23 protein-coding genes and 1 pseudogene are annotated in these 24,656 nt (G+C 67.7%); 19 read left to right on the forward strand and 5 right to left on the reverse strand.

The features are described 5' to 3' along the window. The first annotated feature begins 169 nt into the window (after positions 1-169). On the forward strand, positions 170-916 hold the full coding sequence (locus J2S41_RS22020) for a hypothetical protein (RefSeq protein ID WP_310370043.1): 747 nt from the start codon (positions 170-172) through the stop codon (positions 914-916). Between the two features lie 846 nt (positions 917-1,762). Here J2S41_RS22020 and J2S41_RS22025 read toward each other — a convergent pair. Beyond that, positions 1,763-2,716: an IS481 family transposase gene (locus J2S41_RS22025; protein ID WP_310376450.1), complete on the reverse strand. Its 954-nt coding sequence runs from the start codon at positions 2,714-2,716 to the stop codon at positions 1,763-1,765. A gap of 1,035 nt (positions 2,717-3,751) precedes the next feature. On the opposite strand from J2S41_RS22025, the gene J2S41_RS22030 reads away from it, so the two are divergent. The 12 genes from J2S41_RS22030 to J2S41_RS22085 all read left to right on the forward strand — a co-directional run bounded on the left by J2S41_RS22030 (position 3,752) and on the right by J2S41_RS22085 (position 12,919). Then, positions 3,752-4,579, forward strand: coding sequence for a hypothetical protein (locus J2S41_RS22030; protein ID WP_310370044.1), 828 nt, complete (start codon positions 3,752-3,754; stop codon positions 4,577-4,579). 82 nt (positions 4,580-4,661) lie between these two features. Beyond that, positions 4,662-4,976 (forward strand): hypothetical protein, encoded by a 315-nt coding sequence (locus J2S41_RS22035; RefSeq protein ID WP_310370046.1) that lies wholly within the window; start codon positions 4,662-4,664, stop codon positions 4,974-4,976. 74 nt (positions 4,977-5,050) lie between these two features. Beyond that, positions 5,051-5,440, forward strand: coding sequence for a hypothetical protein (locus J2S41_RS22040; protein ID WP_310370048.1), 390 nt, complete (start codon positions 5,051-5,053; stop codon positions 5,438-5,440). A gap of 105 nt (positions 5,441-5,545) precedes the next feature. Continuing rightward, the gene (locus J2S41_RS22045) at positions 5,546-6,373 is read left to right on the forward strand and encodes a hypothetical protein (RefSeq protein WP_310370050.1); all 828 of its coding nucleotides are present in this window, start codon (positions 5,546-5,548) and stop codon (positions 6,371-6,373) included. Positions 6,374-6,429: 56 nt separating this feature from the next. Continuing rightward, positions 6,430-7,122 carry a hypothetical protein gene (locus J2S41_RS22050; RefSeq protein ID WP_310370053.1) on the forward strand — a complete coding sequence of 231 codons (693 nt, stop codon included), beginning with the start codon at positions 6,430-6,432 and terminating at the stop codon, positions 7,120-7,122. Between the two features lie 515 nt (positions 7,123-7,637). Continuing rightward, positions 7,638-7,865 (forward strand): hypothetical protein, encoded by a 228-nt coding sequence (locus tag J2S41_RS22055; RefSeq protein WP_310370055.1) that lies wholly within the window; start codon positions 7,638-7,640, stop codon positions 7,863-7,865. Positions 7,866-7,937: 72 nt separating this feature from the next. After that, entirely contained in the window at positions 7,938-8,501 is a 564-nt protein-coding gene (locus tag J2S41_RS22060) for a hypothetical protein (protein WP_310370057.1), read from the forward strand. Between the two features lie 71 nt (positions 8,502-8,572). After that, complete coding sequence (locus J2S41_RS22065) at positions 8,573-9,373, forward strand: hypothetical protein (RefSeq protein WP_310370061.1); 801 nt, start codon at positions 8,573-8,575, stop codon at positions 9,371-9,373. A 257-nt stretch (positions 9,374-9,630) separates the two neighbouring features. Then, positions 9,631-10,116: a hypothetical protein gene (locus J2S41_RS22070; RefSeq protein ID WP_310370063.1), complete on the forward strand. Its 486-nt coding sequence runs from the start codon at positions 9,631-9,633 to the stop codon at positions 10,114-10,116. 183 nt (positions 10,117-10,299) lie between these two features. Next, positions 10,300-11,073, forward strand: coding sequence for a hypothetical protein (locus J2S41_RS22075; protein ID WP_310370065.1), 774 nt, complete (start codon positions 10,300-10,302; stop codon positions 11,071-11,073). A 629-nt stretch (positions 11,074-11,702) separates the two neighbouring features. Continuing rightward, complete coding sequence (locus J2S41_RS22080; protein ID WP_310370066.1) at positions 11,703-12,278, forward strand: hypothetical protein; 576 nt, start codon at positions 11,703-11,705, stop codon at positions 12,276-12,278. Positions 12,279-12,442: 164 nt separating this feature from the next. Beyond that, positions 12,443-12,919, forward strand: coding sequence for a hypothetical protein (locus J2S41_RS22085; RefSeq protein WP_310370067.1), 477 nt, complete (start codon positions 12,443-12,445; stop codon positions 12,917-12,919). A 131-nt stretch (positions 12,920-13,050) separates the two neighbouring features. Here the strand turns inward: J2S41_RS22085 and J2S41_RS22090 are convergent, their stop codons facing one another. Further along, positions 13,051-13,515 (reverse strand): hypothetical protein, encoded by a 465-nt coding sequence (locus tag J2S41_RS22090; protein WP_310370068.1) that lies wholly within the window; start codon positions 13,513-13,515, stop codon positions 13,051-13,053. A 240-nt stretch (positions 13,516-13,755) separates the two neighbouring features. Between J2S41_RS22090 and mobF the strand changes: the two genes are divergently transcribed. Beyond that, a complete protein-coding gene (mobF, locus tag J2S41_RS22095) occupies positions 13,756-17,997 on the forward strand; it encodes a MobF family relaxase (protein WP_310370070.1) in 4,242 nt (1,413 codons plus the stop codon). A 3-nt stretch (positions 17,998-18,000) separates the two neighbouring features. Then, entirely contained in the window at positions 18,001-19,005 is a 1,005-nt protein-coding gene (locus J2S41_RS22100) for a hypothetical protein (RefSeq protein ID WP_310370072.1), read from the forward strand. A 157-nt stretch (positions 19,006-19,162) separates the two neighbouring features. On the opposite strand, the gene J2S41_RS22105 is transcribed toward J2S41_RS22100, so the two are convergent. Continuing rightward, a complete protein-coding gene (locus J2S41_RS22105) occupies positions 19,163-20,521 on the reverse strand; it encodes a sensor histidine kinase (protein ID WP_310370074.1) in 1,359 nt (452 codons plus the stop codon). Positions 20,522-21,273: 752 nt separating this feature from the next. Between J2S41_RS22105 and J2S41_RS22110 the strand changes: the two are divergent. Beyond that, positions 21,274-21,906 (forward strand): annotated as a pseudogene (locus J2S41_RS22110) (IS5 family transposase); the annotation flags it as partial. Positions 21,907-22,157: 251 nt separating this feature from the next. After that, positions 22,158-23,033, forward strand: coding sequence for an IS5 family transposase (locus J2S41_RS22115; protein WP_310370075.1), 876 nt, complete (start codon positions 22,158-22,160; stop codon positions 23,031-23,033). Here J2S41_RS22115 and J2S41_RS39880 read toward each other — a convergent pair. After that, positions 22,969-23,166 carry a hypothetical protein gene (locus J2S41_RS39880; protein ID WP_374728260.1) on the reverse strand — a complete coding sequence of 66 codons (198 nt, stop codon included), beginning with the start codon at positions 23,164-23,166 and terminating at the stop codon, positions 22,969-22,971. The two genes, J2S41_RS22115 and J2S41_RS39880, sit on opposite strands and share 65 nt — an antisense overlap. On the opposite strand from J2S41_RS39880, the gene J2S41_RS22120 reads away from it, so the two are divergent. Next, entirely contained in the window at positions 23,101-23,277 is a 177-nt protein-coding gene (locus J2S41_RS22120; protein WP_310370077.1) for a hypothetical protein, read from the forward strand. The two genes, J2S41_RS39880 and J2S41_RS22120, sit on opposite strands and share 66 nt — an antisense overlap. Beyond that, positions 23,261-23,608: a hypothetical protein gene (locus J2S41_RS22125; RefSeq protein WP_310370078.1), complete on the forward strand. Its 348-nt coding sequence runs from the start codon at positions 23,261-23,263 to the stop codon at positions 23,606-23,608. Before J2S41_RS22120 ends, J2S41_RS22125 begins: the two co-directional genes overlap by 17 nt. Positions 23,609-23,866: 258 nt before the next feature. On the opposite strand, the gene J2S41_RS22130 is transcribed toward J2S41_RS22125, so the two are convergent. Continuing rightward, positions 23,867-24,214, reverse strand: coding sequence for a hypothetical protein (locus J2S41_RS22130; RefSeq protein WP_310370080.1), 348 nt, complete (start codon positions 24,212-24,214; stop codon positions 23,867-23,869). Positions 24,215-24,656 lie beyond the last annotated feature (442 nt).

Here is a 24,656-nt window from a genome sequence, read left to right on the forward strand (position 1 = left end):
CCCAACAATTCCGGGATTTCCACGCCGTCATGGCATGGTCAACTCCTCAAGGATTGTTGGCGTTGATGGCCGGGGTCCGTTTGCCGCGGGCACCCCCTCGGGGGCGCAGTCTCCCGGCCATCACTCATTCCGGCGGCCGCGAGGACGCCCGCGACTGGACAAGGCCCCCATGCCCTCTCGAGACATCGCCGGCCGCCCGGCGCTCGACCGGGACGGCATCGCCGAACGCTACGACCGCAGCTCGAACCTGATCGATTGGCTTGTCGCCGGACGCGACGCCAACGGGTTTCCCTCCCCGATCGAGGTGGAACAGGGCGGGCGCGGTGTACGTCTTCGCAACGGGCAACTTCACGGCCGCGAGTGGTACGCCGTCGAGGACACCGACGCCTTCTTCACCGCATACGCCACCGCGGGCCAAGCTCGCGTAGCCGGCACCCCGCTAGCCGGCGATCCCGAGGAGCTCCTCGACGCACGCAAGATCGCAGTTGAACTCGACATCAGCTACGACACCTGGCGTGGATGGGTGAAAGACAGCATTCCCGACTGGGAGGCCGGCCGGCCCGGCTACGTACCCTGGCCCGACTTGGTCGAGCAAGCGGACGGCCCTCACGGCTATGTGCACCGGTACTGGAAGCGCGGCACCATCCAAACCGCTTTCGTCGACGCCCGGCCCGGCAAAGGCCGGGGCGCCAAACGAGGCCGGCCACCAGGCGGCGGCGCGACACTCAACGACTACCATGCCGCGGTCGACCGGCTCCCAGCAGGCGCCACGGTCAACGACATCGCCCGCGAGATGAACGTCAGCGCCCAAGTCGTCAAACGTCTACGCCGCAAACTTCGCGATGAGCAGTCCTCGCAGGCACCCCCGGCGGCCCTGATAGAGCACAACACATTGGATCGGGACACCGACCGCTGACGCGTCGAGGTGCCCAGGATTCTCGAGCACACCTTGCTGGCTACCCGGTCTGATCCTGAGTCTCGCGTCACCGACGTGCGTTCAGGAGCGTCCACGCAGGTCGAGCGGCTCGACTCGGCGGCGGTCGTGGTGTTCGTGGCTGATCTGGGTTCTGATAGGTCGCCGCGGTGACGCAGGCCGTCCCGCGCCTGGAGCGGCTGCCGTTCCCGCCCCGGCTTCACCGCAGTGGCTGGCAAGATAGGGATCGTGACTGACCGGAGCTTCTACAGTGACCGCGCACACGGACCTCAGGAACGAACTTCTGACAGCCTGCCGAGCCACACCCGCCGCGGCCTGCTGGGTCTACTGAACAGCAGGATCAGTGCGAATTGGTTCGCCGGCGAGTTTCCCGAACAATGCGCCGACGGCAGAGGCGTCGTCGGCACAGACACACTCGCATTAGCCGACAATATTCAGGCTCTCGTACCGGATGCGGACTGGCCACTGCCGAGCAACGGAGACACTGCGACTGACGAGACGATCTTCGACCTCATCGAATGGGGCGCACAACGCATCGCGGAACCCGAGGAGATCGATTGGCACCGGTTCTTCAATCATTCAGAGCTCGGTTTCAACCGAGCTAAAGGACTTAAAGCTTTCAGGCAAGATGTTAATCAAATGCTTGAGCGCGGTCGGGTAATGTACGAACTGACGGGCTCAGGCCAAATCGAGCGTCTCGGCACAACCGAAGTGCAGCTAGTAAGGCAGACACTTCGGCCAAACACTGGCGACGCCATGCTCGATCGACTACTCGATGAGGCGCGCACAGACTATGCCGCGCATCAACAGGCCACACGACGGCATGCACTAGATGTGCTGTCCCGACAGGTTGGTGACGCGGTGGGCGGGTGGGTGGCCGCCGAGGGCGGTGTGGGGTCGGTGGTAGTTGTACCAGTCGAGCCAGCCGGGGTAGGCGTCGCAGCGGGCGGTGTCGGTGGTGTAGGGCTGGTGGTAGGCCCATTCTTCGGTGAGGGTGCGGTGGAAGCGTTCGACTTTGCCGTTGGTCTGGGGTCGCCAGGGCCGGGTGTGGCGGGGTTGGATGCCGAGGTCTGCGCAGGTGGTGTGCCAGGTGTTTTTGGTGTAGGCCCAGGCGTTGTCGGTCAGGACGCGGTGGACGCGCACGCCGTGTGCGGTGAACCATGCGGTGGCGCGGCGTAGGAATCCGGCGCAGGTGGCGGCGGTTTCGTCGGGAAGGATTTCGGAGTAGGCCAGGCGGCTGTGGTCGTCGAGGGCGGTGTGGATGTAGGCGTAGCCTGCGCCGTTGCGGTTGGTGCGGCCGGCGGGTCGGCCGAGGGTTTTGTGTCCGCCGCCGTCGGGGATACGGGCGAGTTTCTTGACGTCGATGTGGACGAGTTCGCCGGGCTGGTCGCGTTCGTAGCGGCGTACGGGTTCGCCGGTGGCCCGGTCCAGGCAGGCCAGGACTGGTTCGCCGTGCCGGACGAGGATGCGGTGCGCGGTCGACGGTGCGATACCGGCGCGGGTGGCCAGCCGGGCAGGGCCGATGCGGTGCGCACGGCGCATCGCGAGGACGTGTGCCTCGACTGGGGCGGGGGTGCGTGCGGGGCTGTGGTGCGGCCGGCTGGAACGGTCGGTCATCCCGGCTGGTCCGTGTTCGCGGTAGCGGCGGGCCCACCGCTGTGCGGTGGTCGGCGAGACCTGGAACCGCGCCGCAGCGGCCCGTAACGGCCATCCGTCATCGACCACGCAACGCGCCAGGCGCAGCCGCCCGGTCGGTGTCAGGGATGCATTAGCGTGAGTCACGAGGACCTTCCTGAGATCGGTGCGGCTGTTGTGGTAGCTCCACACCTATCCGGAAGGTCCTCACCTCATCAAGATCCCGTACCCGTCACCAACGTCCCGAGACAGCACAACTAGAACGCCTCTGGGACGCCTTTGAGCGGCTGAAGACCATCGAAGGCCCAGCAGCCGACAAGAAAGCAAGCATCGAGGCGCTACTCCGACACATCACCGATGCCGAGTGGCGCGAGGTCATCAACCAGGAAATGAATTCCCTTACCACACTTGGAAATAAATTTGACATCCGACACTACGAAACTCGTGTCAACACCGTGCCACCAAACGCCGAGGACTATCTGTTTTCCCGAATGGGCGGCCTCATTGTATACTTACTTGGCGAGAGCAACAGATTGCACGGGAGTCATTAAGCACCAACTTTTGCGCAATGGCTAGCCAGAGGCCGATCATCGATCGGTACGCGCAATCACACCAAAAGAACCTCGATCTAAATCAAATCCAAGATCGAAACCCGAATTTCAAAATTATGCTTGCTCGGTGTCGCCGTGGCCCGGTCCGTCGCTCCCGCCAGAGAACGGCAGGGCCGGCACAGAACGCCGACCCTGCCTGCCAGTTGGGTGGGTGGCCGGGTTTCGGCCTCAAGGCCGGCCGAGGGCCAAGAGGCTTCGCCGGAGCCGCTTCGCGGCACTGCCTTCTGGGGCCGCACCCGGCTTCGCATCCCGGTCACCTCGCCGTCAAGGGCACGCAAAACATCTCGGCACAAACCGCCGAGATCTTTTGCTCTTCGGCCCTTGACCGCGAGCCTCCGCCGGGATGCACAGGCGCCGATTCCGGCGGCGGGTGGCACCCGCCGCCCCGCCCATCCGGGCGCGGCAAAACCCCACGCGGCCGCAATCTCCCAACCTGCCGTGGCCGAAAAACCAGGACATAGACGAGCTGTCCAAATACCTATTTTTGGGGTATTATTGATACAGGCAGGGAGAAGGGCACACCGGCCCGAACTCCATTCTCGCACCCAGCTTTAGGGAGATGAGTCGCTACATGCAGGTCACCAACACGGCCATCACCGTCGTGCACTTCACCGGCCCCGACGACGCCGCGTTCCTCATCGAGACGGAGCGCGGCCCAGCGGGCATCACATTGCGAGCGATCCGCGCATCGGACCGGCGGCAGATCCTGGCTATCTGGCCACACACCCCCGACGCCCACGACGCGTTCCGGCCGGCGTTGGCCGCCGCGTACGGCGTGCCGGTGGCCAACATCCACGCCGACATTGACAGCGGTCACGGCTACGCGGACGGGTGGCAGCCGGCGCCGGTGCCGGAGCACGGGTGGATCGACGACCGCATGGGGTTCCCCGTCGCGAACCCGGCACTGCCCCACCTCGCCGCCGGCCGCATCCGCGCAGCAGACCCGCCCACGTGCGCCGACTCGCACGGGCACACCGCCGGCACTGAGGGATGCGCATCCGTCGCGTGCGTCGGCATCCCGGCGCGACTCAAGCTGCCGTGGGCCTCCGACGTCCCGGAAACGCCGGTCAGTACTGTCGAATACGGCGAGATCACGGCGTGCAGAGAACTGATTACCGCCCTGCGGGACCTGGGATTCACCGCCACCACCGGCACGGTCGCCAACGGCGACCCCGAGGCATATGGCCACAACCGCAGCTACAGCGTGCACGCGTTCACCGTCAACGGCCACGACGTGATGGCGGTCGCCTACACCTCCCGTGGCCCGACCGGCCGGGAATGGTTCACCAACGCCGTCTATATCGACGGACGCCTGATCGATGGGGACGTGGCCGGCAATCGGCCGGGCAGAGTGCAGATCAACGCCATCACCTGGGCGATCCGCGAGCACCTCAGGTAAGCACTAGCCAACCCTGCCTTAGTGGGGTATTATTAAGGTAGGTCGGACGGCAAACCGGCCCACGCCAACAATTCAGGAGTAGATGCTGGACGACGAGCAGAAGATCATCGCCGAGTGCGTGGCGGCGCGGCGCGAAGGCCGCCCCATCCGCGATGCCGCCGCCCGCATGATCGCCTCGCAGTACCACACCGGGCAGAGCTCGCCCGGCTACGCGTTCGCCTCGACCGGCGCGATCACCGGCGTCGGAGCGGACCTTCACGAGGACCTCTTCCGAGGCGTCGTCATCGAGGGCTACTGGCACTCTCTCATTCCCGCCTGTTTCGCCGACTATATCGACAATCGCCGCGCCGTCGGGCACACCGGCCCGCAGCCCGGTTGGTCCAACCTCTGGCTTTGATCACCTTTCACCGGCCGCGCGCGTTGCCGCGCGCGGCCCCAGATGGGTCATCAACGACGAGAGGGCGGAACCCCATGATCGGCTACGAGTGCGTCGTGCACTTCGACGGCGACGCGTATCAGGACTTCGAGGCCACTCTGTATCCGGACACCACAGCCGAGGACCGGCGCACCGGCAATCTCTGCGGCCGGGTCGACCGCGCCGCCGCGCTGGCCCACCTCAAGCAGTGGGACTACGGCGAGCCCGCTGAGCCCTATACCGGCGACGGTTACGTGATGACCTGGCACACCGGCCTGTCGTTCTGCGCCCTCTACCGCGAGGTGAATTCCGACGACGACATGGACAGCGGCGGCCGGGAGCCCATCACCGACCCAGCCGGCTATTTGCCCTGCGGTTGCCACGGCACCACCCGGGAGCACCACTGCCGCGACAACCTGTCCGCCGAGATCGACCACGACGTCTGAACAGGCACCCCAACACCGGTAGACATCCACACAGTTTGGGGTATTATTAAGTCAGGTCGGACGGCAAACCGGCCCACGCCAACAACCCTTCCCGAAGGAGCCCACATGGCCCACGCCCGCAGCACCCGGAAGCCGCGGAAGAAGTACCAGCCGACGCCCGAGCAGATTGCCGCCACCGAGGAGCGGGACCGCGCGCTGCACGCCGAGGCCGCCGCCGCAATGGCCGACCCGGACGTGATCCGCCAGCGCGTCGCCCAGGCGCTCGGCCCCGGCATCCCCGCCCAGATCCGCCGCTGGTCGCTGCGAAACGTCCTTCTCATCCTCAGCCAGGCCGAGCAGCGCGGGATCACGCTCACCGACGTCGACACCAAGAGCGGATGGGCCAAGCGCGGCCGCCGCCCGGCCAAGGGACAGACCGGCTTGCGCATAGTGCGCCCGGTCGGTGCCATCGACAGCGACGACAGCACCGACGAGGCCACCGACGCGCCCGCGACCGACGCGCAAGACGAGAGCATCGTCCGGTTCCGCATGGTGCCGCGCTGGGACATCTCCCAGACGGTTCCGTTCAGCACCTCCGGCGACGACAGCACGGACGCCGTCTGCTCCGGATGCGACGCCGCGCCCGGTGAGCCCTGCCGCCCTGCCTGCATCTGCCTCGCGTGCGGCGCGCCCGCCGCGCCGGACGAGTCCCCGGCCGACGCGTTGTGGAACAACCTCACCGACCAGATCACCCGCGCCGGATACCGATTCGTGTGGCCCGACGGCAGCATCGGCCCGGCCGAGGTTCGCGCCGACCACGACGCCCGCGCCGCCTACGCCGGAATAGCCGCCCTCTCCCCCGAGGGCCTCGCCGATCTCGCCGTGATCCTCGGCGAAATCATCACCCGCGCCAGCCGCCGCCGCGCCGCCCTCGCCCCGCCCGCCGCCCCCTGACGACCCGTGGCCGGGGAGCCCGCTCTCCCGGCCACCCGCCCGAGGAACCACCCCGCGTGAGCAAGTACAGCGCCGCCAAGTGGGAAGCCACCATCACGGCCCTGCTGGCGATGTCCGAAGACCCCGCCCTCACCGACGAGCACCGCCAGGAGTGCGCGGCCAAGGCCGCCCAGCTCATGACCCGCCACGGCCTCACCGCCGCCCAGCAGCACACCACCCCCGAGAGCGCCGACCTGTGGCCCTACGCCGTCGACGGCGCCGACCATTTCGGCGCCGCCCGCGCCCGCGCGGCCGCCGCCATCGCCACCGCGATGGGCTGCAGAGCCGCCGTCCAAACGAACCCCACACCGGCCCCGTGCATGGTCGCCATTGTCGGGGTGCCCGCCGACCTAGACGCCCTGCGCACGCTCCTCCCGCCCGTCATGCGCCAAGCGAACCTCGCCGCCGCGTCCGCCGCCGCCCGCGGCAACCGCGACCCGCGCTATCTCGCTGGATTCCTCACCGGCTACGGCACCGCCGTCGCCGAGCGCATCACCACCCGTCGCAGCAAAACCACCGAGGAGATGCCCGGCGCAGCCGTTGTGCTGGCCGCTCGCGCCACCGCCGTCGATGACCTCTACGCCGCGCGTATCACTCCACATAGCCGCGCCGTGCGCGTCGCCGCCGACGACCCGGCCGGCCGTGCCGCCGGTTACACCGCCGGACGCACGGCCGACCTCGGAGATGCCCGAATCGACACCACCGACTAAGCCCTTTGAGCCCCAGTACGCGTTCCGGCCCGAGCGCGCGACACACGCTCGGGCTGATCGCGCGCGACAGCGGAAGGCAGCGAGACCAGAGCCGCTTCGCGGCACTGCCTTCTGGGGCCGCGCCCGGTCCAGCAACACGGCCACAGAAATCCACACTCGCCAGTCGGATATCCCGTCCGAATTCCGAGAGAACAGAATGCGGAGAGCCATGGCAGACGAACCAGGACGAATACGTCATCGGCGACAGCGAGGTACGGTCGCGCACCGAGGAGGAGAAGCGATTCCGGCGGCAACTGCGCGAAGAGGCCGAGCGCGCGGATGCCACGAGCCAGGAGCCCGAGTGGACAGGAGGCGCGGGCATCGCCGGTTCGCTCTGGCGCGACGGGCCGCCCTTTTATGCAGGATCAACCCGGCGGGAAACGAAGTCACCACTAGCCACCCGGTCGATTCTGGGGTATTATTAGGAGAGGTTGGACGGCAAACCGGCCTAACGCCAACAATCGCAAGGAGTTCCCATGGAGTTCTCTCCACAGCTCATCCACAACATCGAGCAGGCGGCCGCCGCGCACCGCAACGGTGACAGCGCCACCGTCCGGGAGGTCTACCACCGGATGCACGAGGCCGGGATGTGCCAGGAGGCACACGCGCTGATCAGGGTCCTCAACGAGGAAACCCAGACGCGGCTGCTCATGTCCACGCTGACCGGAGGCCCGACCTTCCAGGTCCAGTTCTACGCGATCTAGCAGCCCTGGCGGGCCGGGGGCCACACCCCCGGCCCGCCATCCACCGCGCGCGACTTTGGGGAGCGAACCTCCATGACGGCCATACCCGTCGAAACGCACACGCCGACGACCCACGTACTCGCCCGGTTCGAGCACAACGGTTACGACGACTCCGACTTCTACGCCATCGTGTGGGACGGCCACCGCGCCGGCCTCACCGAGTACGGCAGCACCCGCTACTACGGTGGCACCAACCCCGGCCCGGACGCCACCGCCGCACACCACGCCGCCGCTCGCGCCTGGATTCTCGCGCCGCTGACCGACCAGCTGCGCGCCGACGCCGAGGCTCACGCCCGCGCGCTCGACCAAGGCTGCGCCGCGCGCTCCACCACCACCCGGGGCAAGAACCACGGCGTCACCGGGCAGATCAAACGCCTCACCGAGAGAAGGTTCCGGGGGCACGCCACGCTGCGCGCGCTGATCGTCATCCACGGCACCGGCGAACAGCGCTGGATGGACGCCGACCGGCTGGAGCGCACCGACCCCGAGCCCATCGACGACAACGCGATCAACGATCGCGCCCGCTACCTCGCTGAGCGCGCCGACTGGCTGGACCTCATCCACCGCGCCGGTCTGCGACACGGTGCGTGGAGCTAACACCACCCCGGTCCGGAAGGGACGGCAAACCCTTCCGGACCGCCACGCCAACAAACCCGAAGGACCCGCCCATGCTGCCGCTCGACGAGATCACCGCCTACAGCATCCGCACCGAACAGGAACGCCACGACGAGCGCCGCGTCGCGGCCGCGCGTGCCGAGGCCGCCGCCGACCACGCCGCCGCCCTCATCATCGCCGAAACCGCGCTCACCGCCCGCCACGTCTGGCCGCTGGCCCGGTCACTCACCATCGACATCGACACCGACACCGACCGCGCCAGCCTGCACCAGGTCACCGACGCCCAGGCCCAGCCGCTGTGGCACGCCGACACCTGTGACTGCGCAGGGTTTCCCAACAGCACCGCCCCGCGCCACAAGACTGCCCGCGCCGTCGAGAACTACGTCATGGCCGCCCGCGAATACTCCCCCGCCATCGGCATCGAGACGGACGGCCCCGACGACGACACCCGACGCTACGAGATCGCGCTACCGATCATCCCTCGGGCAATCCCGGTCACCCCCACGCCACACGCTCACGAGCCCAACCGATGGGACTCTGCGGCGGTCATCACCATGCACTGCCGCTACACCCGCCGCACCGAACGTCTCGCCCTGCACTACATCGGCCCCGGCGGCACCAGCCGCCGCGAATACGGCGGCCCGCAGCTTCCCGGCCCGCACGCGGGATTCTTCCCGCTGGCGGACGTGATCGACAACTACGGCGGCACCGGCGCGCAATCCGCGCGCGCCCGCGCCGCCGGACAAGAGTTCGACGCCCAACCCGGCGACCTGCTGCTCATCGACGGGCACCTGTTCGAGATCCGCGACGACGAACCCGCCACCGGCTATCCCCGGCCGCACCTCATCAAGTAGCTCATCCGCCACGGTACGAGACCCGCTAACGGGCGCTGCAAGTCCTCAACGGTTGGGCGGCGGTGCCCGCCCAGCAGGCCCGCCCACGGCGTCAACGGTCCCCCGACATCTCACCGCCGCGTCACCGGAAGGGCGCACACCATGCGCCCGGCCGGCGGCGGCATATCGGCGCGATGGCCCCAGCCGTGAGCGGCGCTTTCCAGTCGGGTCGGACGGCAAACCGGCTCCCAACAACCGCTGAAGGAAGAAGCCACGCCATGAGCGCCTTCGTCGTCTCAGACGACCACATCGACGCCCTACTCACCGCAGGCTTGCATTCTCGCGGCCTCCGCTGGTTCTGGCCCGAAATCGACGCCGCCAGCGACCGCGGGAACTGGACCTCCGCCGCGCTACAGGCCCAATCCGAGCAACGGCGCCGCGAGCTGACCATCGACACCGCCGGACGCGTCGGCGCCGTACTGCTGGCCGAGAACCAGCGCAGCGTCAATCACCGCTACGACGAGGAAGAGCTCGAAATTCCTTACCTATTTCGGCCGGTCCCCGGCACCCCCGACCCGGTGACCACCCTCAGAATCATCGCTTCCTACGAATACCAGGCGTGCGAGCACCCCGGCTGGCGGAGCAGTGAGGCATACGCGATCTGCGACGCCCTCCGCCACGCCGCGATCGCCACGCTGCCCGGCTACGCCGCCGCCCCGGGGATCGTCACCGGCCGCGACATCTTCACCGCAAGCCGCCGCTAGACCCGCACGTGCGGGACGCCGGTATTCCGCCCGCGCCCCCGCACGGCGCAGGCCCTCACACACCGCAGTCACCAGATCTGCACAACAGCCGGACGGCAAACCGGCCCCACGCCAACAACCACGGGAGAGAACTTGACCAGCACGCCCCCACCCGCCCAACACGGACGCACCGGATCAGGCCCCATGGGATTCGAGCCGGACACGATCGCGGCCATGGTCCGCGCCACCGGCGCCCACTGCACCGTCCTGACCAACACCGGCGACACCGCCACCATCGCCGCCGGCAACCCAGACCCCGAGCGCTACTACCCGCTCCTGTGCCGGCTCGGCCATAACGTCTTGACACCACCATCGCTGCTCGGCGACTTCCGCATCAGCCCCGGCCACCCGGGCTGGCACACCCCGCAAGACATTCTCAAGGTCGGCGCCACCACTGACCGTGACATCGCAGACCTGGTCATCGCGTACCTCATCCGGCAACCGCACGGCGCACCGTGGCAACTACTCGACTCCGACACCCTCGACGACCTCGGCTTCGACGGCACCCTGCGCGGCCTCCCCCGCCGCACACCCAACCCCACGCCCGGACGCATCGCTGTCCCCCACCTCATCCGCGCGCTCAACACCCACGGCCTGACCGGCACCCGCTGGCACTCCGGCGGCGGCTGCTGGGTCGTCGCCGTCGGCCCCCGCAACCAGCACGGCCGGTTTCGCGCCCTCATCGGCCAAGTCCACCTCTCCGACAAGGCCGACTACATACCGCTCAACGACGACGCCGGCGCCGAACGCCACAACGACGCCACCACCAACGACCACATCTTCTTCACCAACGACGACACCGCGACCACCGCCGCCGACAAGATCGCCCGGTTCCTCAGCGCCCCCGGCCGATGCCCAGACTGCGGCTGGCCGGACAACACCGGCCACTTCCTCGAATGCGACCACGCCACCAACTGACCGCACCGGCCGGGAGGTGAGCAACTCACCTCCCGGCCCACGCCCGCGTTCCGAGGCGCACACGGAAGTTCGCGGGCGGCCCCGATGCACTGGCCCGCGGCGACACAAAGATCAAGATCGAAGTTCAAGATCATTCTTGCTCGGTGTCGCCGTGGTCCGGTCCGTCGCTCCCGCCAGAGAACGGCAGGGCCGGCACAGAACGCCGACCCTGCCTGCCAGTTGGGTGGGTGGCCGGGTTTCGGCCTCAAGGCCGGCCGAGGGCCAAGAGGCTTCGCCGGAGCCGCTTCGCGGCACTGCCTTCTGGGGCCGCACCCGGCTTCGCATCCCGGTCACCTCGCCGTCAAGGGCACGCAAAACATCTCGGCACAAACCGCCGAGATCTTTTGCTCTTCGGCCCTTGACCGCGAGCCTCCGCCGGGATGCACAGGCGCCGATTCCGGCGGCGGGTGGTACCCGCCGCCCCGCCCATCCGGGCGCGGCAAAACCCCGCGCACCGGACCGGCCCCATGGCCACAGAAAATCAAAATCCAACACCACGAATGACCTGTTGAAATGGCGCAGACCGGGGTATTATTAATATAGGTCGGACGGCAAAGCCGATCACCGCCAACAAACCGGGAGAACGACCCATGACGCCACCCCTTCCACTCGCCCCACAAGGCACACCACTCGTGCCCGCCTCGCCAGAGAAAACCCCGGCAGCATGCGAACAACAGAAGACCGATCACCAGATCATCGACCTCCTCCCCGGCTCAGCCGAGCATCAGTCGTCGCTCGACCTTCCCGCCGATCACGGATTTGCAGAGCTGCTCCGGGGTCCGTACGCGTTGCCGAAGCCCTTGGATGATCGCTCGCTGCACCTGATCGAGGAAGCACGCGCGCACGTCGTCCGCGCCGCCGACGCCCTGCTATGTGACCACGTCGACCGCAAGTGTCTTGCGCGGCCGCTCAGCGACTGGGACCGCGTCACGCAATTCTGGTCGGACGAGTCCATCGATCTACTGCTTCGCCTTAGCGAGCCCGGCTGCCCACAGGCCCCGATGGGCGCATGTCTGGTCGCACAGTTCCGAGCCATGGTGTCCGTGATCCTGACGCACCACAACCGGTGGGTGAACTGGACCGAGGCCACCGACGCCGCGGAACGCGTCGTGCGGCTTTCACGCTGGATCTACAGCGGCGGATACGCCCACGCCATCGGCGCTTAGCCGCCATCGCGGTCCGGGCTGGCTCGCCCGGACCGCGCCCCAAACCGGACACCCCATAGGCACACCACAGGACAACTTGGGGTATTATTAGATCAGGTCCGGTGGGGGCAGCGCAGCGAAAGCACAAGGCCACCCCCGCCCCCTCACCTTGCAAAGAGGACCCAATGGGACGACACCATCACGCCGCCACCACGCAGCCGCACACCATGCAGCCGCACACCCTCCACGGCGCACGCGTGGAGTACATCGGTGAAGACTTCGCTTGGTACGGCCACCAATTCACGGTTACCCACCGCGCCCATGTCGACGGACATCCCCGGTACGTACTCACCGACGATCACGGCACCCACAGAATCAGCGCCAACCCGACCGAAATCAGCCCCACCAACGACGCGCTCACCTCCACCTGGACACGGCACTTCCGACGGATCGTGGAATACATCAGCGCAAGGCACGGCGCCGAGTACGGCGAAGAGATCGCCGAAATTCTGCAATCCATCGGCCACGATGTCGTGAGCCGCCGCTACGCCCGAGCCCGACGACACCTGCTCGATCTGGAACACCACCTCAACTTCATCAACAGCGACGAGTACGAAACATCGCTCGCGCTACTCGTCGAAGTTCACGGCACCACGGACTAAGCAGAAACGCCGCCAAGTGGCAGGCAGACCACCGCCCGCCACTTTGGCGCGCGCAAGCGGAGCAACGGCGACCAACCTTCACCGAGGCCACGAGCAACACAGAAGAGCCGACCGGACGAACCACGAAACCATCAATCCGTACGGCCGACATCGACACCCGAGGAGACGCCCCCCTGAGAAGACTCTCCACGCCCGGCCGCCTCAGGCCCGGAGGGAAGACGACCCAACCCCGCTTCGGACGATTCGGCGCGGCGCCCTCGCCGCACCGGAACCTCCGCCAGGCTCCTCACAAACGCCGCAACGTCACTCTCAGACACCCGCCGATGCGCCGCCCGCACCTGCGTCACGTCCACACCCGCCACCTCCGCCGTTACCGCGTCATCCCGCAGGAGCACCGCCAAGCCCGCCAGCGAGACCAGGAGATCCGTCTCCGCCGCCACCACCTCCGCATCACAGACCGCCAACAGTTCGCGCCGACGCTGCGCCGCAGCCTGCGCCGCCCGCGCCCGCGCGGCAACCGCCCGCACTGCCGCATCCTCTTGCTTCCGCCGCATCTGCAGCGCCGCCGCCGCCTTGTTCGTCGTCCTACTCGCCACGAACGTGACGGTAAACGCCCGGCGCGCAGTCATACCAACATCTGACTCGCTTCAACCAGAACTCACATTCGTTCCATCCGAGCCACAAGTTCTAGACTCACATTCAGCGATGAATTTCAGGGTTGGCATACGTCATGGGCTGCCACTTCATCACCGGTAACATTTTGATTTGAACCGCGCGATACACCCCCTTGCATTACGGCATGCCCAGTCGGCGGCGCTGCCTTCTACGTTGGGCTGATGCTGAACGTCACGCGGATCTCGCCGGGGGCGGGCTACCGGTATCTGACCGAGCAGGTCGCCGCCGGTCGGCACGACATGCGCGCGCCACCCGAGGGGCCTACTCCGTACTACATCGATCCGCAGGCGCGTGGTGAGGCGCCGGGTTGGTGGGCCGGCGACGGCGCCCGCGTGCTGGGTGTCAGCGGGTGGGTATCGGAGCCGCAGATGCGTCTCCTCATCGGGGAAGGACGTCATCCGGCCGCGGGGTACCGGCTCGGCCGGGCGTGGCGAATCTATGCGCCGCAGACCGACGCGACCCGCGTTCAGGCGGTGGAACAAGCGTGGGCGGCGCTGCCGGACGACGCCACCGTGGAGCAGCGCGACAAGGCGTGGCTGGACATCATGACCGCGCCGGAGCGCCGCGCGGTGTCCGGTTATGACGTCACGGTGTCCCCAGTCAAGAGCGTGTCGCTGCTGTGGGCGTTCGGTGACGACGGCACCAAACGCGAGGTGATGGCCGCGCATCATGCCGGCGTCCACGCCGTGCTGGACCATCTGCAGCGGCACGGTGCGATGACCCGTGCCGGCACCAACGGGGTGCGGCAGATCGAGACCGCGGGGCTCGCGGCGCTGGTGTTCGACCACCGCATCTCCCGCGAGCGTGACCCGCAGCTGCACTCGCACATCGTGGTGTCCGCGAAGGTGCGCACCCTCGACCGGGACGGCCGTCCGCAGTGGCTGGCGCTGGACGGCCGTGCCTTCTATCAGGCCACCATCGGTGCGCGGATCTCGTACGAGCGTGCCGTCGAGGCGGAACTGGGCCGGCGTCTCGGGGTGCGGTTCGCGGCCGCGGAGGGCATGTCCACCCGGGAGATCGTCGGGATCAGTCCTGGGTCGCTGCGCCAGTACGCGAAACGGCGCGCGCTCATCGCCGGCGAGATGGAACACCGGCTGACCGGAGCCGGTGGGCAGCGCCGGCGGTTGCCCGGTGAGCGGTGGCGGGCGCTCGCGCAGGATGCGACGCTGCGGACCCGCGCGCATCTGCACGGCGGTGAGTCCACTGCCCAGGCGGTCGCCCGCTGGGAAGCCGAAGACCTCGCCGCGGGCCTGCACACCGCCGATGATGTGCGCCGCCTCCTGCGCGCCCCGGCGGCACCCGGCGAGGCCGCCGCGGCAGGCCAGCGGCTGCTGCGGCACGCGCTGCGGCACGTCACCGACCCGGCGGCGGTCACCGAGGACGACCTGCACCGGGCGGCAGCGCAGCTCGGCATCCGTGACGATCAGCGCACGGCCGCGGTGGACGCGGCCGTGCGCACGCACCCGGGGCTGGCGGTGGCGCGGGCGATCCGCACGCTCGCGCAGGAGCGTGCGGTCTGGGGTGTCGATCACCTCGAGTTGGCCATCGGCCGCGCCTTGGACGTCGACCACACTGGCGGGCCGGCGGCGGATTGGGCGCGGGTGCAGCGGCTCGCCGCGGATGCCGTCGCTACCCGCGCCGGTGGCCTGCGCGTGCTCACTCCGCCTGCCCCGGTGACGTTCGGTCCGAGTCTGCGCCGGCTCGTCGACGGGGAGAGCACGTACACCCGGCACCGGTCGCTGCGGCTGACCAGCCTGCCGGTCCTCGCCGCCGAGAAGGAGGTCATCGCGCACGCCGCCCGCAGGGGCGCCACCCCCGTTGCGGATGCGGTGCTCGACCGGGTGGCCGCGGACTTACGGCTCAGTGCGGAGAAACACGCGGCGCTGCGGTTCCTCGCCGATGACCGGCGGGTGGTCGGTGTGATCGGCCCGGCCGGCGCCGGCAAGACGTACCTGCAGAAGGCCGTCGCCGCCGCGGCGCGCCGGGCGGGGGTGCCGGTGCTGGGGCTCACGGTCGGGCAGTCCGCCGCTGACGTGCTCGCCGAGGCCACCGGGATGCGCACCGAAAATCTGGCGATGTGGCTGCACGCCCAGCACACCCCACCCGCCGGTGACCGTGCCATTCGGTGGCGGTTCGCCCGCGGGCAGTGGGTGGTCCTGGACGAGGCCTCGCAGGTATCCACCCTCGACCTCGTCCGCCTGCTGCAGCTGCTCGACGGGGTGGGCGGGAAACTGATTCTGGCCGGTGACCCGCAGCAGGTGCCCGCGATCGGCCCGGGCGGCATGTTCGGCCACCTGCACGCACTCGGCGCCGTCACCGAGCTGCGCGAGCTGCACCGGTTCACGCACCGCTGGGAAGCCACCGCCTCACTACGGCTACGGCAGGCGGACCCGACCGTCCTGGCCGAATACGCGCGCCGCGGGCGCATCATCGGCGGTCACCGCGACACCATCGTCGACCAGATGGTGGCTGCCTGGGCCGGCGACCACGCGGCCGGGCTGGCGTCGGTGATGCTGGTCGGCACCGAAGCTGAGGCCGCCGCGGTGTCCGTGCGCGCCCGCGCGCGGCTGATCGCCGCCGGGCTGGTGTCGGCGGACCGGCAGGTGCGCCTCGGCGACGACACGCACGCCAGTGTCGGGGACATCGTCGTCAGCCGCCGCAACGACCGGCGGCTCACCACCGGCGGCCGGCGGTGGGTCGCCAACCGGGACCGGTGGCGGGTCACCGCCATCACCGCCGACGGCGCGCTCGCGGTGCTCAACCTGCGCACCGGCGACGACACGATCCTTCCAGCCGGGTACGCGGCCCGGCACGTGCAGCTCGGCTACGCCGTCACCGTCGACTCCGCCCAAGGCCAGTCCGTCGACGTCGCTCGGGCGCTCGTCGACGACACGATCACCGCGCAGCGGCTCTACGTCATGCTCACCCGCGGCGCCCGCACCAACACCGCCTACGTCGTCACCGACGACGAACCCCCGGAAGGCACACCACCCGGGCCGGAGACCGCCAGCGTCGCCGTCCTGGCCGACATCCTGCGCCGTGCGACACCCGAGAAGTCCGCGACCGAAACGTCCCAGCAGCTGTGGGCCGACGCCGACGCCCTGCACGCCTGGGCGCCGATCTACGACGACCTGGCCGCCCGCGCCCTAACCCCCACCTACCTGACGATCATCGCCCGCTACACCGACCCGCACATCGTCGCCCGGCTCGCCGACGACCTCGCCATGCCCGCCCTCGTCCACCGGCTCACCACCCTCCGAGAAGCCGGCTACGACCTCGACCCGATCCTCAAAAACAGCATCGAGCGCCGCGAACTCGACACCGCCGACGACATCGCCGCCGTGCTGTCCTGGCGGCTGGACCGGCTCATCGGCCGCACCCTCGCCGACCCCCGCGCCGCCACCGCCCCCGGCCCCGCACTCACCTACACCGCCCGGATCCCCGACCTGCCCGACAGCGACATCACCGACGCCCTACGCCAAGTCGCCGCCCTGTGCGACCAGCGCACCACCGCCCTCGCCGACCTCGCCGCCACGCACCAGCCCGCCTGGGCGCGGCGGCTCGGCCCGGTCCCGGACGACGCCATCGGACGCCAGGTGTGGCTGGCGCACGCGGCGCTCGTCGCCGCCTACCGCGACCGCTACCAGATCACCGGCGACCACCCCATCGGCGGTGAACCACCCGTCACCGCGGTCGCCCAATGGGCGGCCTGGCACCGCGCCCGTATCGCCCTGGGCACCGCCACCGCCGCCGGCCACGTCCGCGACGCCGACACCGCCGCCCTGCGCGCGCTCGTCGCCGCACAACGCGCCGCCGACACCGCCGCGCCCCCGTACGTCGCCGACGACCTGCGCGCCGCGCACCTCACCCTCCTCCAGGCCGAGGAACACGTGCAGCAGCTGCGCACCCTCCTCACCGCCGCCACCACGGCCGCCCAACGTGCCCACACGCGGCTGGCCGCCACGAAGCCGCGGTGGTGGCACACACCCCGCCAGCGGGCACAGATCACCGGCCGCCGCGACACCGAGCAGAAACGCGTAGCCGATGCCGCCGCACGCACCGACACCCTGCGCGCCGCCCTGGAAGACGCAGGTCGGGATGTCGAAACCGCGCGAACGCGGACCGGCGGGCTGGAGGACCGGCACCGGGAATGGGTGCGCTGGTACGTCGACGCGCTACCCACCCGATACCGCGGGCTCGCCGCCGCGGCCGAACAGAAACGCCGCCTACGTAGCCGGGTCACGGCCGTCGCCGACGCGGTCCGCGACACCACCGCACGCGTCCACGCCATCGACGCGACCCGCGCACAACCACACTCCCGGCCCGCTGCGGACCGGCTCACCGACCTCGCCGACGCGGCACAACAACGACTCGCACCCGGACAACCGGAGCTGGAGGAATAACCCATGGCGGGACGTCACTGCGTCGCGTTCGTCGACGAATCGCTCCTGAAAGGTTCCCACTCGCCGGGGTTCTATCTGCTCGCGGCCGTCATCCTGGACCAGGACACCGCGGACCAGGCGCGCAACGCCATGCGCGCCGCCGTCGGCGGCGACTACTTCCATACCACCAAGCTTCATCACGCCGCCCGGTTCCGGGTCGTCGAGGACGCCCTCGACACGGTGGCCGCACACGCCGGCTGGGTGCACATCGTCACCCACGCCCCGCTGGACGTGCCGAAGGAGATCGCACGCCAGCGCTGCCTCGGCCAGATGCTGCCGGAGCTCAACCGCCAACGCGTGCGAGACGTCATCCTCGACAGCCGCGGCGCAGACCCCGACCCCGAGAAACGCGACTCCAACGACCTCCGTGACCGGCGCACCTACCGGCACCTCGTCCGCGAAGGCACCATCAGCTCTCGCATGGCGCTGCGTCACCAGCCCAGCCGCGACGAGGGATTGTGGATGGCGGATGCTGCCGCCTGGGCCACACAGCGCGTGCTTCGCAGCGACGACCCGGTGTGGTGGAACCGCATCGCGGACGTCACCACGGTCACCGACGCCGTCACCGGAACGGACCTGCACATCCGCGGGGACGGAGGTGGTGATAGGGCCGCTCTGCCACACGGTGATCACGGCCCCCAGAGAGCGAGCCAAAGCGCTCCACCCCTGTTATCACCACCAGCATACCCGTCGGCCGCAGACGCGCCGCCATCGTTTCCCGACGCCACCCTTACCGACCTGGTCATGCAGAGCCTGTACGCGCGCCAAGCCCATGCCCGTGTGGAAAAGCAGCTCTCCAGGTCGATCGCCGAACTGTCGGCCGAAGTGCGCAACCTCCACCACACCATCCAGCGCATCGCCGCTCTGCATCCCCCACAGTCCGACGCACCGGAGGCAACCCCGGAACCGCCGGACACCGGCCCGCAATCCGGCGTGGACGGCCGCGGCGACCTGCGAGCGCTGGAGTGACCATCCGGCCGTGATCAGCGTGCCCGGCGCCGCGCCGGCAGCCACGTCGTGCGGCCTCACCGTGGACAGCGCACCTGCTCCGCGACGCGCGTTCCCTCAGCGGTGGCGCATCATGTGGTGGGACATCGGCAGGCCCGAAGGACATCCGTTCGTCGTTTCAGTCCTCAGGCGGAGAGCCTTCCGCTGCGAACGGCTCTACGGGAGGAAGCGGTAAGGAGAGGACGAAGCACGCACCTGTCGGCTCTGCAGATCGATACGCGATGACGCCGTTGTTAGCTAAGGCCAACTGTTTGACAATGTAGAGGCCGAGACCTGTGCCTTTCTTGGTTGGCGCAACACCGCTGTCGGCACGCGTGTAACGATCGAACAGGTGCGGAACGAATTCTGCTGGCACCCCTTCTCCGGAATCGGACACCTCGATGCTGCCACCGCCAGCGCCCGTCGCACGGATATGCACGGGCGGATCGCCGTATTTAAGGGCGTTGCCAACAAGATTTGTAAGGATTTGATGGAGGTGCCGGGGGTCAGCAAGGACTCGAAGTGCCGGATCGATTTCGACAGTTACTTGCGCCTGCCGATCGGGTGCCATGTGGGTCAGCACGTCGTTCACGACACCCCGCACGTTAAGTGGCGTGGGCCGGGCCAGTAGGGTGTCACCGTCAAGTTGGGTGAGGGTAAGGATTTCTTCAACAAGGTTGTTCATGGAGGCCGCAGTAGCGGCAATTTTCTCAACATCTCCACGCTTGTCATCATCACTAGCGTCTAACCAATCGCCGATCAACAGCTCACAGAGCCCAATGACCGTCGCGATGGGTTGGCGAACATCGTGACTCAGCATTGCAACCAGGTCGGCGACGCGGTCATTCGCAATCTTAAGTTCAGCATTGGCCGCTTCTAGCTGATAGGCGCGCACCGTCAGCTCCTGGCGATGCCGGCGCAGCTCTTCGCTTTCCCGTAGAACCTCTCGATTACGACTAATGCTGCCCACCAAGATTACAGTCAGTAGACCAAGCCCCGATCCGCCCCCGGCAGCAATCCTAATCACCATATTTGAACTGTCAATCGGACCATACATTCCAACCAGAGGCGCGCCACCAATAAGTCGCCACGGCCTGCCCGGGATATCAAATCTGGCGAAACGCATACCATTGACGACAACTACATCTTCACTCCAGGGCGCATTCGACAACTCGGGCGCCACAACCGAAAGTCCCGTGGCGACACTCGGAAGAACTTCACTCGAAGCAATGATTGTGTTGCCGCTATCGACGACGTAAAGCTGCGCCCCGCCGACTGCAATAGCATGCGCTAAATATCCGTCCACAGAACCACCCCAGGGCACCAAATCTTGATCACCCGCATTCGAGCCAGTAGAGTTTGCCGCAATCTCAGAAAGGGCCCTAGCAGTAACTTGTAGTCGAAGATCAAAACGATCTTCCATCTCCCGCTTGTTTCGATCGGTCACCCATTGCGCGCCAGCAAATCCGAGAGCCGAGAGAATCAGCCATGTGATCATCGGCGCAACAAAGAAGCGGAACGACGGGTACGCGGAACTACCTAGACGAGTCACCAAAACACTATGCCAAGCCCGCAGCCGTCGAGGACCGTTTCGACTGCGCGACATCCCGAGGACATCGGGCAACAAGACAGGCCTACAACGCCTATCGCCGCCAGCCGCCCGTGGCACAGCTGCTAGCCGTCCGGCCGGCCCTCCGGCGTTCACTAATCAGTGCCGCATTCACTTTCCCATCGCGCACGGAAGCGATCGATCCGACATGGATGGCAGGAGAGGCACCCGTGCGTGATTATGTCGGCGAGAACGAGGGCCGTTTCTAGCTGAGTTTGAGAGCCAGTGGGTGCGGGCTGGCTTGAGCAATGTCGGTGAGTTCGAGCGCCACTTTCGTGCGAGTCGGCCGTCTGTCGAGATCGCGATCCGTCGGGTTCGGCGGAGGTCTCGAGGCGTTGGCGGGTGAGGGCGAGCATGTCGATCAGCCAGCCTGGCCCGCCGGTGATGTGCCTGGCTTTCAGCAGACGGTCGACTTCGTGGTGGACAGCGGGACCAGCGTCGACGAAGAAGTCCTCGCAGATTCCGAGTAGTAGCGGCAGCAGGTCGCTGTGGGGTTCGTCATGGCTCACCGGCTGGACACTGCGCCGCGATTAGGGCGTGTATCGAAGTCCTACGAGTTGCGGCGCGTTGATCGCTGAAGGTGGGCGAGGTCTCCGGTAGAAGGTTTTTCGACCAAGAAACACCTGAATACCCGAGACCTCGTGGACACCTTACCGGTGCTGCGGCGGCATGATCTGACGGACGCGCAGTGGGCGCGTCTGTCGCCGTTGCTTCCTGTTCCTGACCTGCGGCGTCCTGGCCGGCCACCGGCTGTGTCCCGGCGGACGACGATCGACGCGATCCGATGGCGGGTGAGGGCCGGAGCGTCGTGGCGGGACATCCCGTCGTGTTACGGCTCCTGGCCGGCGGCGTACGCATTGTTTCGCCGGTGGCAACGGGACGGGACCTGGGCGGAAGTCCTGGCCTGCCTGCAAGCACTGGCCGAGGCGGCGGGACGCATCATCGGGAACGTGTCGGTCGACTCGACCACCGCGCGGGCGCATCAGCACGCCGCCGGAGCACGCCGGGACAGCGCCGCCCAAACCGAACCACCGGGGGGCGTCGGTGACCCGGAACCTGACGACCACGGCCTGGGCCGCTCCCGCGGCGGCTGGTCAACGAAACTGCATCTGGCGTGTGAGCAGGGCTGTAAGCCTTTGGCGATCGTGCTGACCGCCGGCCATCGCGGTGACAGCCCGCAGTTCACCCGGGTTCTGGAACGCATCCAGGTCGTCAAGCTCTCCGGCCGGGTCCGGACCCGGCCGGACGCGGTCATGGCGGACAAGGCCTACTCCTTCTGGCTCTGACTTCGATACACGCTCTAACTGGACGTTTTAGTCAGGTATGTGGTGGTAGAGCTAGCTTCATGGATCGACCACGAACCCTCAACCGGTCCGATCCGACTGGTTCGCCCTACTCATCCGCATAGGCATTCGTCCGGTTGGGGCGCCTATCGTCCCCCGATCGTGTCTCATTGGCTTTCACCACGAAATCAGCGGACCCAATGTCCGCGCGGCGGCCGTTTCCGCAGCGTACGCCAGCACGCATGACCGACAGACGCACCTACCCCTCCAACCTGTCCGACGCCCGCTGGAACCTGATCGCACCCCGCCTGACCGCCTGGCGCCAAGCACGCACCGACGCCCGCACCGCACTCGGCATCAAAGGCCGCACCGCCACCCACGACCTACGCGAGATCTTCAACGCGATCCTCTACGTCAACCGCACCGGTATCCCCTGGCGCTACCTACCCCACGACTTCCCTCCACACCCGACGGTCTACGGCTACTTCACCACCTGGAGCAAGGAAGGCATCTTCACCGACCTCAACTACGACCTCACCGGCCTCGTCCGCGACCACCACGGACGCCCCGCCGCACCCACCGCGTCCATCATGGACACCCAAAGCGTCAAGACCTCCCACAACGTCCCCGCCGACAGCCAGGGCATCGACGCCGGCAAGAAAATCGCCGGCCGCAAACGCGGCATCATCACCGACGTCCTCGGCCTACTCCTCGCCGTCGTCGTGACCGCAGCATCCGTCAGTGACAACGCCATCGGCCGCGACCTGCTCGACCACGCCACCCGAACCCACCCCACCCTGACCAAAACCTGGGTCGACGCCGGCTTCAAGACCACCCTCGTCGAATACGGCGCCACACTCGGCATCGACGTCGAAACGGTCACCAAAGACCCGTCCAGCAAGGGATTCAGCGTCATCAAACGCCGCTGGGTCGTCGAACGCACCATCGGCTGGCTCATGCAACACCGCCGACTCGCCCGCGACTACGAAACCCTGCCTGACCACTCAGCCAGCATGATCACCCTCGCCATGATCGACAACCTCGCCAAACGCCTCACCCACGAAACCACCCACACCTGGCGCAACCCACCCAAAGAACAAAACACACAAAATACGTGAACCAGACGTCCTCTAACGCCGCAGCGGCGACTGCTCGCGGTGGATCCGACAGACGGTGATCGTCGTCATGAGCGACGCGTTCGAGGACCGCGCCAATCATCTCGATACGCGCCGCCGCTGGCGCGTCGTCCAGCTCGAACGCAAAGTCCGCGGCGTCATCGTTGCCGAAAGGCTCGACATCCCAGGTGCCCATAACGGGGTCAACCTACCCGGCTTAAGATCGCCGCATGCAGCCGCTCGTTGACATGACGATGGGTGCCGCGGGTCCACCGCACGAGGTGGTGCTGAAGCTCCAAGGCGGCGACGGCTGGGAGCTGAACGTCTGGGCCACCTTCGAGGATTTGGCCAAGCTCCGCTGCGTCCGAGTCGCCGCTTGGGACCAGCGTAGGTCGATCGCGGCTGGAACAAGTGCCGGTGGCAAGGTCTTCTGGTGTGGTCCCGGCGAGGGGTCAGACCCTGAGACCGCGACGGTGTTGATCGGCCACGACGACGAGGTGTGGGACATCGCCTTCCTGATACCTGTAACCCTTGTCGAGAAGGTCGGCACTCTGGCCAGCGAACGAGAGCTGGACTAACCAGTCGAGGCCCGCTGGCAACCTCCTGTCACCTGGCCCCGAACAGCGGCTGTCGTACTACGTTCCGGGGGAACCTGGTACCGCCGCCGCCACGCAGCACTCCAGCGGGGTGGGTCCCAAAGACACGCACACAGAAACCCGCGCAGGACGGGTGGGACCAAAGCAGGCGACCAACCGGGACCGTCGGACACGCCCAGAGCCAGCCCCCCGAGGTGCGAGCGGTCGGCGAGACCGCCCGCACCTTTCTCACGGCCCCGGTCAGGCCAGAACCCAGCCGGTGCAGTAGCCGGCGTACGGGTCGCACAGCCGCCAGGACGCCACGCTGTAATAGATCGGGGGTACGTCGTAGTAGTCGTTGTCAATGCCGGAGTAGCGAATCGAGCGGCCGTCCGGGACCCTGACATCGATCCACACCAGGCCGTTACCGGCCTTCAGGTCCCAGATGGCGAAGTACTTGACATTGTCGACGATGCCGAGGCCCGCCTGCCCGGTCGTCACGCCCAGGTAAGAAGTCTTGAGTTCCTTCCAGGAGGCGTGCGCCGGCGCAGCTCCGATCCCCACGAGGACGGCAGCCATAGCCGCGGTAGCCAGCAGTTTTTTGATCATCGTGATCCTCCGTTTGCTCGACTGCGATTGCATCGATCGTGTTGGAAGATCCGAACCGCACGCCATGCGCATCTGTCCCTGACCTGGGTGGATCTGTACTTGGGGGACAGATAACTGATCCACCGGCCACGATGCGCCGCCATGACGGACGGCACTGACAACCATGCCCGGGTGCGGCGGTCTATGCCGGGATGAGGGGCTGCCGTCCTAGCGGTGTGGGTCGGATAGCGGAGGATGGCTGGTCTCAACGGCTCGCAGTTCGAGGATGAAACGGGCGCGCACGGCGAGGGGCGTACGTCCACCGGCGCGGCAAGGCATGCGGATGCCGACAGCACACCGGAGGGCAGTCGCGGCTACTGGCGTCGGCCAGGTCGCGTTGACCGACGCCCTACAATCGAATCGATCAATGCACGGAGGGACATGTGGCGTCACAACCGGCACC

It is taken from the genome of Catenuloplanes atrovinosus (assembly GCF_031458235.1).
GTDB classification, from domain to species: domain Bacteria; phylum Actinomycetota; class Actinomycetes; order Mycobacteriales; family Micromonosporaceae; genus Catenuloplanes; species Catenuloplanes atrovinosus.

Bases quoted from the DNA above. Each gene is read 5' to 3' on its own strand.
- J2S41_RS22040 (WP_310370048.1), top strand. From the start codon at position 5,051: ATGATCGGCTACGAGTGCGTCGTGCACTTCGACGGCGACGCGTATCAG.
- J2S41_RS22100 (WP_310370072.1), top strand. From the start codon at position 18,001: ATGGCGGGACGTCACTGCGTCGCGTTCGTCGACGAATCGCTCCTGAAA.
- J2S41_RS22120 (WP_310370077.1), top strand. From the start codon at position 23,101: ATGAGCGACGCGTTCGAGGACCGCGCCAATCATCTCGATACGCGCCGC.
- J2S41_RS22020 (WP_310370043.1), top strand. From the start codon at position 170: ATGCCCTCTCGAGACATCGCCGGCCGCCCGGCGCTCGACCGGGACGGC.
- J2S41_RS22130 (WP_310370080.1), bottom strand. From the start codon at position 24,214: ATGATCAAAAAACTGCTGGCTACCGCGGCTATGGCTGCCGTCCTCGTG.
- J2S41_RS22030 (WP_310370044.1), top strand. From the start codon at position 3,752: ATGCAGGTCACCAACACGGCCATCACCGTCGTGCACTTCACCGGCCCC.
- J2S41_RS22105 (WP_310370074.1), bottom strand. From the start codon at position 20,521: ATGATCACATGGCTGATTCTCTCGGCTCTCGGATTTGCTGGCGCGCAA.
- J2S41_RS22070 (WP_310370063.1), top strand. From the start codon at position 9,631: ATGAGCGCCTTCGTCGTCTCAGACGACCACATCGACGCCCTACTCACC.
- J2S41_RS22045 (WP_310370050.1), top strand. From the start codon at position 5,546: ATGGCCCACGCCCGCAGCACCCGGAAGCCGCGGAAGAAGTACCAGCCG.
- J2S41_RS22115 (WP_310370075.1), top strand. From the start codon at position 22,158: ATGACCGACAGACGCACCTACCCCTCCAACCTGTCCGACGCCCGCTGG.
- J2S41_RS22075 (WP_310370065.1), top strand. From the start codon at position 10,300: ATGGGATTCGAGCCGGACACGATCGCGGCCATGGTCCGCGCCACCGGC.
- J2S41_RS22085 (WP_310370067.1), top strand. From the start codon at position 12,443: ATGGGACGACACCATCACGCCGCCACCACGCAGCCGCACACCATGCAG.
- J2S41_RS22080 (WP_310370066.1), top strand. From the start codon at position 11,703: ATGACGCCACCCCTTCCACTCGCCCCACAAGGCACACCACTCGTGCCC.
- J2S41_RS22055 (WP_310370055.1), top strand. From the start codon at position 7,638: ATGGAGTTCTCTCCACAGCTCATCCACAACATCGAGCAGGCGGCCGCC.
- J2S41_RS22065 (WP_310370061.1), top strand. From the start codon at position 8,573: ATGCTGCCGCTCGACGAGATCACCGCCTACAGCATCCGCACCGAACAG.
- J2S41_RS22035 (WP_310370046.1), top strand. From the start codon at position 4,662: ATGCTGGACGACGAGCAGAAGATCATCGCCGAGTGCGTGGCGGCGCGG.
- mobF (WP_310370070.1), top strand. From the start codon at position 13,756: ATGCTGAACGTCACGCGGATCTCGCCGGGGGCGGGCTACCGGTATCTG.
- J2S41_RS22060 (WP_310370057.1), top strand. From the start codon at position 7,938: ATGACGGCCATACCCGTCGAAACGCACACGCCGACGACCCACGTACTC.
- J2S41_RS22125 (WP_310370078.1), top strand. From the start codon at position 23,261: ATGCAGCCGCTCGTTGACATGACGATGGGTGCCGCGGGTCCACCGCAC.